The organism is Desulfuromonas soudanensis (assembly GCF_001278055.1).
Taxonomy (GTDB): domain Bacteria; phylum Desulfobacterota; class Desulfuromonadia; order Desulfuromonadales; family WTL; genus Deferrimonas; species Deferrimonas soudanensis.
In genome coordinates this window covers 3263647-3276475 of the sequence record NZ_CP010802.1, presented here as the reverse complement: position 1 = coordinate 3276475, position 12829 = coordinate 3263647, and the positions used below count along the sequence as shown (strand labels likewise).

The following is a 12829-nucleotide window of genomic DNA, read 5'->3' as shown; positions in this document are numbered from 1 at the left end:
CAATTCTCCGCCAGAAGACAGGATGATCCGGCCACATGGCGAAGGGGTCTTGACTTGCCCGTTCTCCTTGCTATAAGGATTGAACCCGTTCCCGTTTTTTTGAAAGTCTTGGAACAGGGATTGCTGATACTGCACACAAGAAATGAATCTGCGTTTTCGGTGAAAAGGAGAGGACCATGGATAAAAAAACATTAGGGGCGATTCTGGTTGTGACTGCGCTGGTCTTCGCCGGCACCGCGGTCGCCAAGGAGTTTGTCGACATTTCCACCGCTGCCGGTGTGGCCGACGAAGGTCTCGGTAAGGGGGTCGCTTTTGCCGACATCAACAACGACGGGCTCACGGATCTCTACGTCTCCAACAAGGGGGGCGCCAACCGGCTCTACCTGAACAAGGGCGCCGGCCGCTTCGAGGACATTACCGCCAAGGCCGGAACCGGACTCGACTATCCCGGATTCGCCATGGGGAGCGTGTTCGGCGACTACGACAACGACGGCTACATGGACCTCTATCTTGCCACGGGCGGACAGTATGAAATCGAGGCCAACCGCCTCTTCCGCAACCTCGGCAACGGCACCTTCGAGGATGTCACCGAAAAGGCCGGAGTCGGCCTCAAGGCCTTCACCTACGCCGCCTCCTTCGTCGACTACGACAACGACGGCTTTCTCGACATCTACTGCGCCAACTATGGCGTCGGCGCCAAGAACGTCCTTTTCCGCAACAACGGCGACGGCACCTTCGGCGACGTGACCGATGCCGCCGGCGTCGGCGACCGCTCCTGGAGCTGGATGGGGGTCTGGGCCGATGTCAACGGCGACAACTTTGCCGATCTCTACGTGGTCAACGGCCGTTATCCGGCCGGCGAGCCCAACAAGCTCTATATCAACAACGGCAACGGCACCTTCACCGAAACGTCCAAGGCCGCCGGCGTCGACGACGGCAACTGGGGCCTCGGCGCCACCTTTGCCGACATCGACAACAACGGGACCCTCGATCTTTTCGTCTCCAACTACGTCGGGCCCAACAACCTCTATCTCAATGACGGCAAGGGGCATTTCACCCAGGCCTCGGAGAAGATCAAGTCCGATCACGAAGGGTGGGGGAAGGGGCCGACTTTCGGCGACATCGACCACGACGGCGACGTCGACCTCTACGAAGGGGACTGCAAGCTCGCCAACCAGCTCTACGTCAACGACGGCAAGGGGAATTTCGTCAACATCGCCGAATCCCAGCCCCAGCTCCAGTGCCAGACGGTCCGCACCAAGGGGACCGCTTTTGCCGATATCGACAACGACGGCGATCTCGACCTTTACGTGGTGAACTGGGGAGCCCCCAACAAGCTCTACAAAAACAACCAGGACGACAAGAACTGGATCAAGGTCAAGTTGACCGGCACCGTCTCCAATCGTGACTCCTTTGGAGCCAAGGTCAAGGTCTTCGAAAAGGGCCAGGACAAACTCCTCGCCCTGCGGGAGTTGCGCAGCGCCAGCGGCTTCTGTGCCCAGGAGCCCCAGGAGCTGCACTTCGGCCTCAGCTCCGGCAAAACCTACGATGTCCTGGCCATCTTCCCCAGCGGCATCGAGGCGCGGATGAACGGGGTCAAAACCGGTCAGACCCTCGAGATCATCGAGCCCGCCCTCACCAGGCCCAACATGCTCAGTCAGGTGGTCAAGTAACAGCTCGACGGGGATTGCCGAAAACCGGGAGAGGGCTGCTCAGTGAGCAGCCCTCTCTTTTTGCGCCCGCCGTCCGACGCCTCTTGGAACGAATCGTGCTAATCAGGGACGCTATGCAACTTCGACTCATCGCGACATTGGGACTCTTTTTTCTTCTGGCCGGCTGCCTGTCACCCAATCCGGTCGCGGAGGTCAGGGTGGAGGGGAAGGTGACCAGCCATCGCACCCCGGCCGCCGACGTCCGGGTGCTGGCCTATCCCGTCACGGCCCGAACCCTGGCCGGACCCCCCGCTTATTCTTCGCTGCCGACGGCGGCCGACGGCCGCTTCGAGCTCAATCTCCCTCCCGGGGAATATTATTTTTTCGCCCGGGGCGCCGGACTCTTCTCCTTTTACGGCCGCAACCCCGTCGCCGTCCCGTCCGAGGGACTCTCGGAGATGAACCTCGGGCTGGTCCCGGAGGCTGGGAGTCCCCCGGCGGAGGAACCCTTCGTCGCCACCGGGGTTCTCGGGCGGGCCTTCGGGGAAGAAGGGCCCCAGGCCGAAGCGACGATCTACGTCTATACGGACCTCACCAGTCGCCTCAAGGGGATGGGGTACGTGATGGCCGGTCCGACGGACAGAGAGGGGGTTTTCGAGGCCGCCCTTCCGGCCGGCACCTACTATCTCCTCGCCCGGCAGCGGCGGGGGCATTCCAGCACCGGCCCTCTGCAGGCCGGGGACCATGTCGGCTACTATCCGGCAAATCCCCTCACCGTCAAGGACGGGGAGGTGGCTCGGGTCGCCATCCCCATGCTCGAGGTCCCCGCCAAGGTGACGGAGATGGCCGGCAATCTCTTCGGCCAGACGAGCATCGCCGGCCGGATCCTCGACCGGCAGGGGACTCCCGTCGCCGGAGTGCGGGCCGTTCTCTACGAAGACGGCCAGATGCTCAACCGCCCCCTTTACGTCTCCCAGCCGACCGGCGCCGACGGCGTCTTCATCCTCTCCTTCCCCGAGGGGGGGACCTATTTTCTCGCCGCCCGGAACACCCTCGGCGGCGCCCCCGGACCCGGGGATCTCTACGGCACCTACGATGCCAGCGCCGACCATTCCCTCTCCCTTGAAACCGGCGAAAAGCGCAGCGCCGTCGACATCGTGGTGGAGGAAATGTGGTGAAACGGCTGCTGCTGCTCCTCCCCCTCGTCCTCGGCGGCTGCGTCGGCCTCTTTGGGACGGATCGCCCCCTTTTGCCCCCGGCGGAGATTCATCGGGATACGCTCTGGCAGGGGCGGATTCTCATCGACGGGACCGTCAAGGTATTCAAGGGGGCGACCCTGACCATCCTTCCCGGGACCGAGATCGCCTTCGTCCGTCGCGACCTCGACCGCGACGGGCTCGGCGACTCCACCCTGGTCGTCGAGGGGGCTCTGCACGCCCTCGGGACGCGCCTGCAGCCGATCCTCTTCCGCAGCGCGAGCGCCGATCCCCGTCCGGGAGACTGGCTGGAGCTGCGGGTCGATTTTTCCAGGGACGTCCATCTGCGTTACTGCCAGATCCGCGACTCCGCCTACACCCTGCACGCCCATTTCACCCGCGGCCTGGTGGAGGACTGCACCATTGCCCACAATATCGACGGCTGCCGCCTCGGCCAGGCCACCTTTACAATTCGCAACTGTCTCATCGAAAAGAACCAGGGGAAGGGGATCAACTTCCGCAATTCCGAGGTGGAGGTGACGGGGAACATCATCCGCAACAACGGTTCGGGGATTTTTCTCTTCGAGACCGACCGCACTCCGTCCATCCACGGCAACAACATCTACGGCAATCGGGAAAACTTCCGCCTCGGCGATTTCTTCACCGGCGACGTCCGCCTCTCCGGCAACTGGTGGGGCACGGCCGACCCCGAGGGCGTTGCGGCGACGATCTACGATCGCAGGCGCGACCCTTCCATCGGCGAGGTCTTTCTCGAACCTGCTTCCGCCTGGCTCCCGCAGAGCGGCCCCAGGGAGGCGCTGGGGATATCCGAAGCCTGGCGCTTTGCCACCGGGGGTTATGTCGACGCTTCTCCTGCGGTCTCCGGCGATCTCCTCTATCTGGCGAGCTGGGATGGCAGAATCGTCGCCCTCGACGCCAAGGGGGCGCAGCGCTGGTCGAAGGACCTCGGCGAGGTGGTCGACGCTGCGCCGGCCCTCTCCGGCGATACGCTCTATTGTCAAAGCTGGGGGCGGCAGCTCTACGCTCTCAACCGCCATGACGGGGCGCTGCAATGGCGGTTCGGCTATGGCCCCTCCCCGGCGGACGATCATCGCCAGGGCGCCCCTCTGCCGGTGGCCGATCTCCTTCTGCTTCCGGCCTGGAACGGCACGCTCTTCGCCCTCGAGGCCGCCTCGGGAGAGGTCCGCTGGCAGTACAGGGGGAGATCGCCTCTGCGCGCCGTTCCGGTTTTCGACGGCGACCGCCTCTATCTGAGCGGCGGCGACGGCACCTTCAGCGCCCTCGCCCTGGACGGGACCCTCCTCTGGAGCGTCCTCCTCGAAGCTCCCCTGCTGGCTCCGGCCGCCCTGACCCCGGCCGGTCCGGTGGTGGTCACGCGCAGCGGCACCCTGGTCGCCTTTGACCGCTCCGGGGTCGAACGCTGGCGAAAAGAGCTGGGGGAGCCGTGCTATTACGGCGCGCCCGTCTACTCCGGCGGCGATCTCTTTCTCGGAACCGCCGGCGGCACACTGTGGAAGTTCGATGCCGCCAGCGGCGCGACGATCTGGAGTCTTGATACCGGAGCGAGCATCTACGCCACCCCTCTTTTGATCGACGGCCGGATTTTCATCGGTGACAACAGCGGCTCCCTCCTGGTGGTGGGCGCCGACAGCGGCGATCTGCTGGCCACCTTCCGCGCCGAAGGGGAGATCCAGGGGACGCCGGCGCTCTTCGGCAAACGGATCGTCGTCGGTTCCCGGGACCATAACCTCTATGCCCTCGACCTGATCGAGATCCCCCTCGAGACGCAACCATGAGCACCCTGACATCCCCCACCGGCCGTATCTACGGCGGCATCTTCTTCCTCTGCCTGGCGACCCTGATGTACGAGCTGGTCCTCACCCGGATCTTCTCGGTGCTCATGTGGTACCACTTCGCCTCCATGGCCATTTCTCTGGCGCTCTTCGGCATGGGGGTCGCAGCCCTCCTCGTCTATCTGCGCCCGGCCTGGTTTCCGGCCGACAGGGTTCCCTTTCTTGCGGCCCGTTTCTCGGTCCTCTTCGCCCTGTCGGTGGCGCTGTTTTTTTTCATCTTCGTCCTCTTTCGGCTCTATCCCCAGCTCGGCTTCAAGGTCCTCTCCTTTTTTCATCAGCCCTTCTACCAGCCGTTTCAGCAGGGATTCTACGATCGGGGGGTTCCGGGGAGCCTCCTGCTGGTCATCGCCCTCCTCTACCTGGTGACCTCGCTCCCCTTCTTTTTCGCCGGCCTCGCCCTGACCCTCCTCCTCTCCCGCTACCTCGCTGCCATCAACCGCCTCTACTTCTGGGATCTCCTCGGCGCCGGCACCGGCTGCCTGCTGATCATCGTCGTGCTCAAGCTGGTCGGGGGGATCACCGCCATCCTCGTCATCGCCGTCATTGGCCTGCTGGCCGCCGCCCTCTTCCTGCCGCCCCAGACCCCCTCCCTTCACCGTCTCGGCCTCTGGGGCGTCCTGCTTCTCCTTCTGGCGGCCGGAGGAGCGAACCTTCTCTACGGCTATGCCGATATCCGCTTCGCCCGCGGACGCTACGAGCCCAATCTGCTGTGGAGTTCCTGGAATTCCTTCTCCCGGGTCGCCGTCTACCCTTCCCAGAGCCAGGAGATGGGGCAGGCCTGGGGGCTGTCGCGAACCTACCAGGGGCCGATTCCCGAACAGCTCGGGATGGTGGTCGACGACACCGGCTACACCACCATGTACCGCTGGGAGGGGGAGAAGACCCTCGGATTTTTCCGCGACAACGTCATCGCTCTCCCCTACTACCTGCAGCAGCGCCCCAAGGCGCTGGTGATCGGCCCCGGCGGCGGGAAGGACGTCCTGACCGCTCTGGCCATGGACGCCGTGGAGGTCACCGCCGTCGAGGTCAACAACCTCATCGTCGCCGGGGTCAACGACGAATTCGGCTCCTTCACCGGGGAGCTCTACCGTCGCCCCGAGGTGCGCCTCGAAGTCGACGAGGGGCGCAGTTATATCCGCCGCAGTTCCGAACGCTACGACATCATCCAGGCCTCGGCCGTCTTCGGGCGGATGGCGCCGGCCGCCGGAGCCTTTACCCTGTCGGAAAACAACCTCTATACCGTCGAGGCCTTCCGCGACTACTGGGACCATCTGAGCCCTGACGGAATTCTGACCATCTCCCGCTTCATCTTCGAGCGGGAGACGCTGCGCCTGGTCTCCCTCGGCCTGGCCCTCCTCAAGGAGGAAGGGGTGGCCGACCCGGCGGCGCACCTGGCGGTCATCAAGGAGCGGGGGCTGGCCAACTTCATGCTCAAGCGCTCCCCCTTCAAACCCGAGGAGATAGCCCGGCTGCGGGAGCTGGCTCGCCAGAAGGAATTCGACGTCGTCTTTCTTCCCGACAGCCGCTCGGGGACCGGCCCCTTTCCGGAGCTGATCGCCTCGGGGGGGAGTGCCGAATATTACCGGGCCTATCCCTTCGATATCACTCCGACCAGCGACGACCGCCCCTTTTTCCACTACATGTATAAGCCCCTGGATTTCATAAGGCTCTTTACGTTCCCGGCCCAGAGCAATTTTGAGGATCGGGCGGTTCTGACCCTGCGCAACCTCCTGGTCGTGGTGGCCGGCTTCGTCGCCCTCTTTTTCTTCGTCCCTCTTTTTCTCTGGCGGCGCCAGGGTCTGCGCGAGCCGGGGACGGCGGGGCGGATCGGCTACTTTGCCTGCCTCGGTCTCGGCTTCATGTTTATCGAGATCGGGCTGATGCGGCGTTTTATCCTCTTTCTCGGTCCGCCGATCTATTCTCTGGCGGTCATCCTCTTTTCCCTTCTCGTATTCTCCGGGGTCGGCAGTCTACTGGCCGGACGCTTCTCCGACAAAAATCGCCGCCGTACCCTCCTCCGTGTGCTGTTGGCACTGGTCTTGCTCGCTCTTTTCAGTATCTATGCCCTGCCGCTCCCCCTCGACGCGGCGATGAGCGCACCGATCCTCTGGCGCTGTCTGCTGGCCGTCCTTCTTCTGGCTCCCCTGGGTCTTCTCATGGGGATGCCCCTCCCCCTGGGGATGGCACTTTTTCACCGGGACGGCTCTGCCGTCCCCTGGAGCTGGGGGATCAACAGCGCCACCAGCGTTCTCGGGGCCCTTTTGGCGGTGGTGATGGCGATGAATTTCGGGTTCAATCTCACCCTTCTCGGCGGCGTGCTGGTCTACGCTTTGGCCCTGCTGCCGGTGCTGCTGCATCGCGCCCCGCAGCCATGATCCGGCGCCTTGCCGCAAAGGAATCAGTCATGTCCCGCTTGGCCCTGAAAACGAAACGCCTCCTCTTTCTGGCCCTTCTTTTCCCCCTGCTGGCCGCCTGTCCCCAGAGGGAAGAGTCGGGGGTTCAGGGTCTTCTGCTCTTTGGCGAGCACCCCCTTTCCGGGGCCCAGATCGAGGTCTACCTGAAAAACGACAAGGATCGGTCGACTCTCCCCTTTGCCGTCACCTCCACGGACGGGGAGGGGCGCTACCGGCTGACCCTCCCGGCGGGGCGCTACTATCTCATCGGCAAGAAGAAGGAGGAGAATGCCGGGCGGGTGCGGATGCTGATGGCCGAGTGTCCGGACAACCCCGTCGAAATCGATGCCGCAATTAAAGAGATTCCCTCCTTTTCCCTGCGGGAGATGGGACAGAGCGGCTCCCTGATCCCCGATCCGGGGACCGGGGTGACCGGGCGGATTGTCGCCGCAGGAGCGCCGGTGGCCGGAGCCTTCGTCTACATTTACACCGAAGAGGCCGCCGGGCTGATGGGGCCTTCCTACGGCGAGGCGGTTCAGGCCGGCGACGACGGTCGTTTCCGGATCAATCTGCAGGCGGGGCGCTACTATCTGGCGGCGCGCCGCCGGGGCGACGGGTCGCGAATGGGGGAGGTTCAGCCCGGCGATCTCAACGGCACCTATCCCGGCAATCCGGTGACGGTACCCCGGGGCACGGTCGCCTCTCTCGGCGATTTCCCCCTCAAGACGGTCGACGGCGGACAGCGCCAGGAGCGCCTCAGCCAGGGGAAGTTCACCAAAACCAAGACCTTCTTTTCCGGCCGCACCGTCGATCAGGACGGCAACCCGGTCTCCGGGGTCTATGCCTTCGCCTATCTCGACAGCCGCATGGTCGGCAAGCCGAGCTACATTTCCGATCCGAGCGACGACGGCGGCCGATTCGTCCTCTATCTCGGCGACGGCGGGACCTACTACATCGGCGCCCGCAGCACCTTCGGCGGACCTCTCGAACCGGGGGAGTGGGTCGGCACCTACGACGGCCGTCCCGACCACGGCGTCGCTCTTTCGAGGGACCAATCCCTGCCTCTCGGCGACCTGGTGGTGAGGGAGGTCTGGTGAGGCGCGCCCTGGTCCTTCTCCTCCTTCTCCTCCCCCTGCCGGCCTGGAGCCTGACCCTGAGTTCGGCCACCCTGTGGGAAGGAGAACTCAGCTTCAGCGAGACGGTGCGGGTCGAGCCCGGCGTTGTTCTGACCGTGGCGCCTGGGACGGTCGTCACCTTTTCCGGCGGAAAGCTTGAGGTGGCCGGGCGCCTGGTCGCCCGGGGCGTACGCTTTACCGGTCGGAATTGGGAGGGGATTGTCCTCAAGGGGTGCGATGCCGCCACCGTCCTCTCCGACTGCACCGTGGACGGCGCCCGCACCGGGATCTTCGTCGGCGGCGGGGCGCCGAAACTCGAAGGCCTTCGTCTCGAAAAAAATGATGTCGGGATGGAAATCAAGCAGAAGAGCGCGGCGGAGGTCAGGGACTGCCGGTTTTCCGGAAACAGCCGGGTCGGCCTCTTCATCAAGGACGAAGCGGCGCCGCTGGTCACCGGCAACCTCTTCACCGGCAACGGCAAATTCGGCGTCTATATCTACCGGGCCCTCCCCCGGATGTTGAGCAGAAACGTCTTTTCCGGCAATCCGACGGGGTTGATGATCTCCCACTACGGCAGCGACCCGCGGGTCGAGGGGAACCGCTTCGAAAAGAACGGCGTCGGCATTTTCGTCGACCGCGCCGCCCGGCCGCATCTGCAGGGGAATCTGCTGCGCGGCAACGAGACCGGCCTTCGCCTCTATCGCCGCTCCGACCCCCGGGTCGAGGGGAACGACCTCAGGGACAACGGGTTCGCCATAGCCGTCGCCTACTCCTCCTACCCGGTGATCGCCGGAAACGACTTCACCGGCAACGGCAGCGCCCTGGTCCTCGAATTCCAGTCCTCCGCCTGGGAGGCGGAGAAGGGGAGCGTCGTCCGGCAGGAGGAAGTCTCCAGCGTCGGAGCCTTCGGCCGCGGAGCGCGCAACGAGGTCACCGAAGACGAGCGCCGTCCCCGGGTTCTCGACGGCACCGTCGATGCCCGCGGCAACTGGTGGGGCCTCAAGGAAACGGCCGAGCTGGAGAAGACCGGCGCCGGCGGAAATCCTGTCTCCATCGCCGACGGCCGGGACACGCCGACCTTCACCGAGGGGGGTAAAACCTACCCCCTGGACACCGTCCGCTTTGCCCCCTGGAGCAAGGTCCCCCTGACCGCTGACCTGGAGAAACTGCCATGAAACGCTGGGGCATGGTTTTGCTGCTGCTTCTGATCGCCGTGCAGGCCGAAGGCGCCTCGGGGGTCAAGGGGCGTGCCGCCTGGCGCGGCGAACTCGTCCCCGAGATCCGGGTACGCGCCTACCGCGCCATCGCCGACATCGCCGTCGGCAGAGAAGTGGCCGTGGCGGCGCCGAGCGCCGTCGACGGCACCTACGTTCTCGAGCTGCCGCCGGGGAGCTATTATCTCACCGCCCGCGACTACGACGGTCCGCCGCGCCCGGGAGGTCACTTTTGCTTCTACAGCGGCGCGCCGGTGCAGGTGCGGGAGGGAGCCTACACCAACGTCGGCTTCAACCTGATCAGGATTCCCGAAGAAGCGCCGCCGGTCGCCGGTCGCTCGGGGCTCCGCGGTGAGATCACCTTCGAGGGGGAACTTCTCGAACACTGCTATCTCTACGTCTACAACACGGCCGAGGACGGGTTCAAGGGGCCGGGGTACTTCATCCAGCCGGTGGAAAAGGGGCGCTTTCGTCTCCGCCTCCCCCCGGGGGACTATTACCTGCTGGCGCGCAAGCGGGCCAAGGGGGGGCAGTTCGGTCCCATCGAGATCGGTGACCGCTTCAACTACTACTACGGCAATCCGGTGCGCATCCGCGAGGGGGAAACCCGGGAGGTGCGGATTGAAACGATCACCCGCCTCTCCATGCTCGAAGAAGGGGAGGCTCCCCCGTTCCGGGGGATTCGTGGTACGGTAAAGGGTCCCGAGGGGACACCGGCTGCGGGCGTTCACGTCTTCGCCTATCGCGACCCGGCCATGACCGGAACACCCGACTACTTTTCGGCGCCTGCGGACGCCGCCGGCCGATTCGAACTCTCCTTGCCCGACGCAGGGCCTTTTTACCTCCTGGCCCGGGAGGCCTTCGGCGGGCCGGCCGGCGAGGGGGAACTCTACGGCCGATACCGGGGAGAGTCGGGTTCGGCAGTGACCATCGGCGCAAGCGAGCCGATTCGGGAGATATCCATCCATGTGGAAAAGAAATTGCTTCCCTAGCCTGCTTCTTGCTCTGTTTTTCTGCGGAAGTCCCCTGGCCGAAGCCGCCACCTATTCCGGACCCCTGTCGGGGAATACGACCTGGCGCGGCGAAGTGGTGCTGGCGGCTCCGGTGACCGTCCCTTCCGGGGCGACCCTGACCATTGCCGCCGGAACCCGGGTTCGCCCCGTCGATGCCGCCGCGCGCCTCATGGTGCAGGGGGTTCTTCTCGTTCAGGGAACGGCCGCCTCCCCCGTTGTCTTTATCGCCGTGGAGAAGTGGCAGGGGATCGAGTTTGTCGAGGCTCCGCCCGGCAGTGTCATCGAGCAGGCCCGTTTTTCCAGGGCCGAGGCGGCCCTCAGCAGTATCGCCACGGATCTGACGGTGCGCGGCAGCACCTTTGCCGACTGTACGGCGGCCATCAAGCTGCTGCGCGAGTCGCACTCCCTCATCGAGGACTGCCGCTTCGTCGGCAACGGGATGGGAATCGAAAACGAGATGAAATCGACTCCGGTCATCCGCGGCAACCATTTCGAAGGTCATACAAACACAGCGATCTTCGCCTCCCACAACAGCAGCGGCGCCATCGTCGACAACCTCTTTTTCAAGAACAAGCAGGGGATAACCCTGGTGCAGAAATATCCCGACCGGATTGAAAAGAACCGCTTCGTGGAAAACGGCGTCGGCATCTTCTGCAATCAGACCCAGAACACCCCGACGATTCTCGCCAACACCTTCGAGAAGAACGAAAATGCCTTGGTGAACTTTTCCTTTTCCTATCCGGTGGTGGAAAACAATCGATTCCTCGACAACGAGACGGCGATCCGCAACGACCAGTTCGGTTCCCCCCGGGTGGCCCGCAATCTGCTGCGGGGGAACAGGACGGCGTTGTACAACAACCGTAAGTCCAATCCGGAAGTCCGTCTCAACCGCATCGAAAAAAACGGACTGGCCCTCTTTGTCGACTATTCCTCCTATCCGCAGGTGAGAGAGAACAATTTTCTCGACAACGGGAGGGGGGTGGAACTCGGAATTTTCCAGAGTGCCGACTGGGAGAAGCGTTCGGGATCGAGCGGCATGGTGCAGAAAGAGGCTCTCTCCCGCAAAAGCCAGAACCCCCTGCTGGCCAAGGCCCCCACCGTCTTCAACGACTACGTGGATGTCAGCGGCAACTGGTGGGGAAAAGATACGGCGAAGCTGGCCGCCGCCGGGAGCGAGGGGAACCTGGAGATCTTTTTCGATCGCTGCGACAAGCCGGAAGTCATCTATGAGGGGTTCGGACCCGACAGCTATCGTCTCGACCGGGTGGTCTTCAGCCCCTGGCTGGAGGCGCCGGCAAAAGGGGCCGGTCTGGAGGTGACCCCGTGAGGACGATTTTATTCCTTCTCCTCCTCCTTCTGCCGGCGTCCCTGTGGGGCGGAACGGTTACGGGGCGGGTGGTGCTCGGCGATGCCCCCCTGGCCGGGATGCGGGTCGAAGCCCATGGCGGCCTCGACTTCTCCGCTCCCCCCCTGGCCCTCTCGGCACCGACGGAGGAGGACGGCGCTTTCCGGCTCGAACTGCCGGACGGCCTCTACGCCCTCTTCGCCCGCGACGAAGGAAATCGTTATTTTGCCTTTTGCGGGCGCAACCCCGTCGCCGTTTCCGGAAGTCCCGTCTGGGCCGGGCTGCAGGCCGTCCCGGTCGACCCGCCAATTTTTGCTGCCTATGAGGACGAATATTCGGCAGCCATCGAGGGGAAAATCCTATTCGAGGGGCGTCCCCTGGCCGGGGCCTACGTCTCTCTCTATCTCGACGCCGCCGAGGATCTCAAGGGACAGGGGTACCGGCTCTCCCTCCCCACCGGGAGCGACGGCTCCTTTATTTTTGAAGGGCTCCCCGAAAGCGGCTACTTTCTCGCCGCCCGCAAGCGCCAGGGGGGAGGGCGCGTCGGGCCGATCCTCGAGGGGGACTATCTGTCCGTCTATCCGGGAAACCCCCTGCTGGCCAGGGCGGGGAAGACGGTCCGGGTGCAGCTGACGGCGGTGCGCAAGGTCAAGGACGAGGCCGAAAGCGAAGTCTTCGATCGCCGCAGCGGCCCCAGGGTTTCCGGCCGGGTCACCGACGACAAGGGCAAGGCCGTCCCTGGTGTTCATGTCTTCGCCTACACCGACCGGGTCATCGGCCACCAGCGCCCGGCGGCCCTCTCCCCCGCCACCGGCAGCGACGGCCTCTTCACCCTGACCCTCAAAGAGCCCGGCACCTATTATCTCGGCGCCCGGGAGCGCTACGGCGATTCCCCGGCGCCGGGGGAGCTCTTCGGGATGTACGACGAGTCGGCGGACCACGGCCTGGACGTCGGCGCCGGCGCCGCTCTCGAGGGGATCACTATTATTGTCGAGCCGATCGACCTGCAGTAGCATCCCCGGCTTCT

General features: G+C 64.5%; 9 protein-coding genes. All 9 read left to right on the top strand.

From position 1 onward, the window contains the following. The first annotated feature begins 176 nt into the window (after positions 1–176). The 9 genes from DSOUD_RS14660 (at position 177) to DSOUD_RS14620 (ending at position 12815) form a co-directional block, all read left to right on the top strand. Positions 177–1673 carry a CRTAC1 family protein gene (locus DSOUD_RS14660; protein WP_053551712.1) on the top strand — a complete coding sequence of 499 codons (1497 nt, stop codon included), beginning with the start codon at positions 177–179 and terminating at the stop codon, positions 1671–1673. Between the two features lie 113 nt (positions 1674–1786). Next, positions 1787–2830: a hypothetical protein gene (locus DSOUD_RS14655; RefSeq protein WP_157671889.1), complete on the top strand. Its 1044-nt coding sequence runs from the start codon at positions 1787–1789 to the stop codon at positions 2828–2830. After that, positions 2827–4665: an outer membrane protein assembly factor BamB family protein gene (locus DSOUD_RS14650; RefSeq protein WP_053551710.1), complete on the top strand. Its 1839-nt coding sequence runs from the start codon at positions 2827–2829 to the stop codon at positions 4663–4665. The genes DSOUD_RS14655 and DSOUD_RS14650 overlap by 4 nt, the downstream gene beginning before the upstream one ends. Then, the gene (locus DSOUD_RS14645) at positions 4662–7097 is read left to right on the top strand and encodes a spermidine synthase family protein (RefSeq protein ID WP_053551709.1); all 2436 of its coding nucleotides are present in this window, start codon (positions 4662–4664) and stop codon (positions 7095–7097) included. Before DSOUD_RS14650 ends, DSOUD_RS14645 begins: the two co-directional genes overlap by 4 nt. A gap of 29 nt (positions 7098–7126) precedes the next feature. Next, positions 7127–8212: a hypothetical protein gene (locus tag DSOUD_RS18570; protein ID WP_053551708.1), complete on the top strand. Its 1086-nt coding sequence runs from the start codon at positions 7127–7129 to the stop codon at positions 8210–8212. Beyond that, positions 8209–9405, top strand: a complete 1197-nt coding sequence (locus tag DSOUD_RS14635) for a right-handed parallel beta-helix repeat-containing protein (protein ID WP_053551707.1) — start codon at positions 8209–8211, stop codon at positions 9403–9405. Before DSOUD_RS18570 ends, DSOUD_RS14635 begins: the two co-directional genes overlap by 4 nt. After that, positions 9402–10436 (top strand): carboxypeptidase-like regulatory domain-containing protein, encoded by a 1035-nt coding sequence (locus tag DSOUD_RS14630; protein ID WP_053551706.1) that lies wholly within the window; start codon positions 9402–9404, stop codon positions 10434–10436. Before DSOUD_RS14635 ends, DSOUD_RS14630 begins: the two co-directional genes overlap by 4 nt. Further along, positions 10411–11784, top strand: a complete 1374-nt coding sequence (locus tag DSOUD_RS14625; RefSeq protein WP_053551705.1) for a NosD domain-containing protein — start codon at positions 10411–10413, stop codon at positions 11782–11784. Before DSOUD_RS14630 ends, DSOUD_RS14625 begins: the two co-directional genes overlap by 26 nt. Further along, positions 11781–12815 (top strand): hypothetical protein, encoded by a 1035-nt coding sequence (locus tag DSOUD_RS14620; protein ID WP_053551704.1) that lies wholly within the window; start codon positions 11781–11783, stop codon positions 12813–12815. The genes DSOUD_RS14625 and DSOUD_RS14620 overlap by 4 nt, the downstream gene beginning before the upstream one ends. Positions 12816–12829: the final 14 nt, after the last annotated feature.

Bases quoted from the DNA above. Each gene is read 5' to 3' on its own strand.
- DSOUD_RS14660 (WP_053551712.1), top strand. From the start codon at position 177: ATGGATAAAAAAACATTAGGGGCGATTCTGGTTGTGACTGCGCTGGTC.
- DSOUD_RS14655 (WP_157671889.1), top strand. From the start codon at position 1,787: ATGCAACTTCGACTCATCGCGACATTGGGACTCTTTTTTCTTCTGGCC.
- DSOUD_RS14645 (WP_053551709.1), top strand. From the start codon at position 4,662: ATGAGCACCCTGACATCCCCCACCGGCCGTATCTACGGCGGCATCTTC.
- DSOUD_RS18570 (WP_053551708.1), top strand. From the start codon at position 7,127: ATGTCCCGCTTGGCCCTGAAAACGAAACGCCTCCTCTTTCTGGCCCTT.
- DSOUD_RS14630 (WP_053551706.1), top strand. From the start codon at position 9,402: ATGAAACGCTGGGGCATGGTTTTGCTGCTGCTTCTGATCGCCGTGCAG.
- DSOUD_RS14625 (WP_053551705.1), top strand. From the start codon at position 10,411: ATGTGGAAAAGAAATTGCTTCCCTAGCCTGCTTCTTGCTCTGTTTTTC.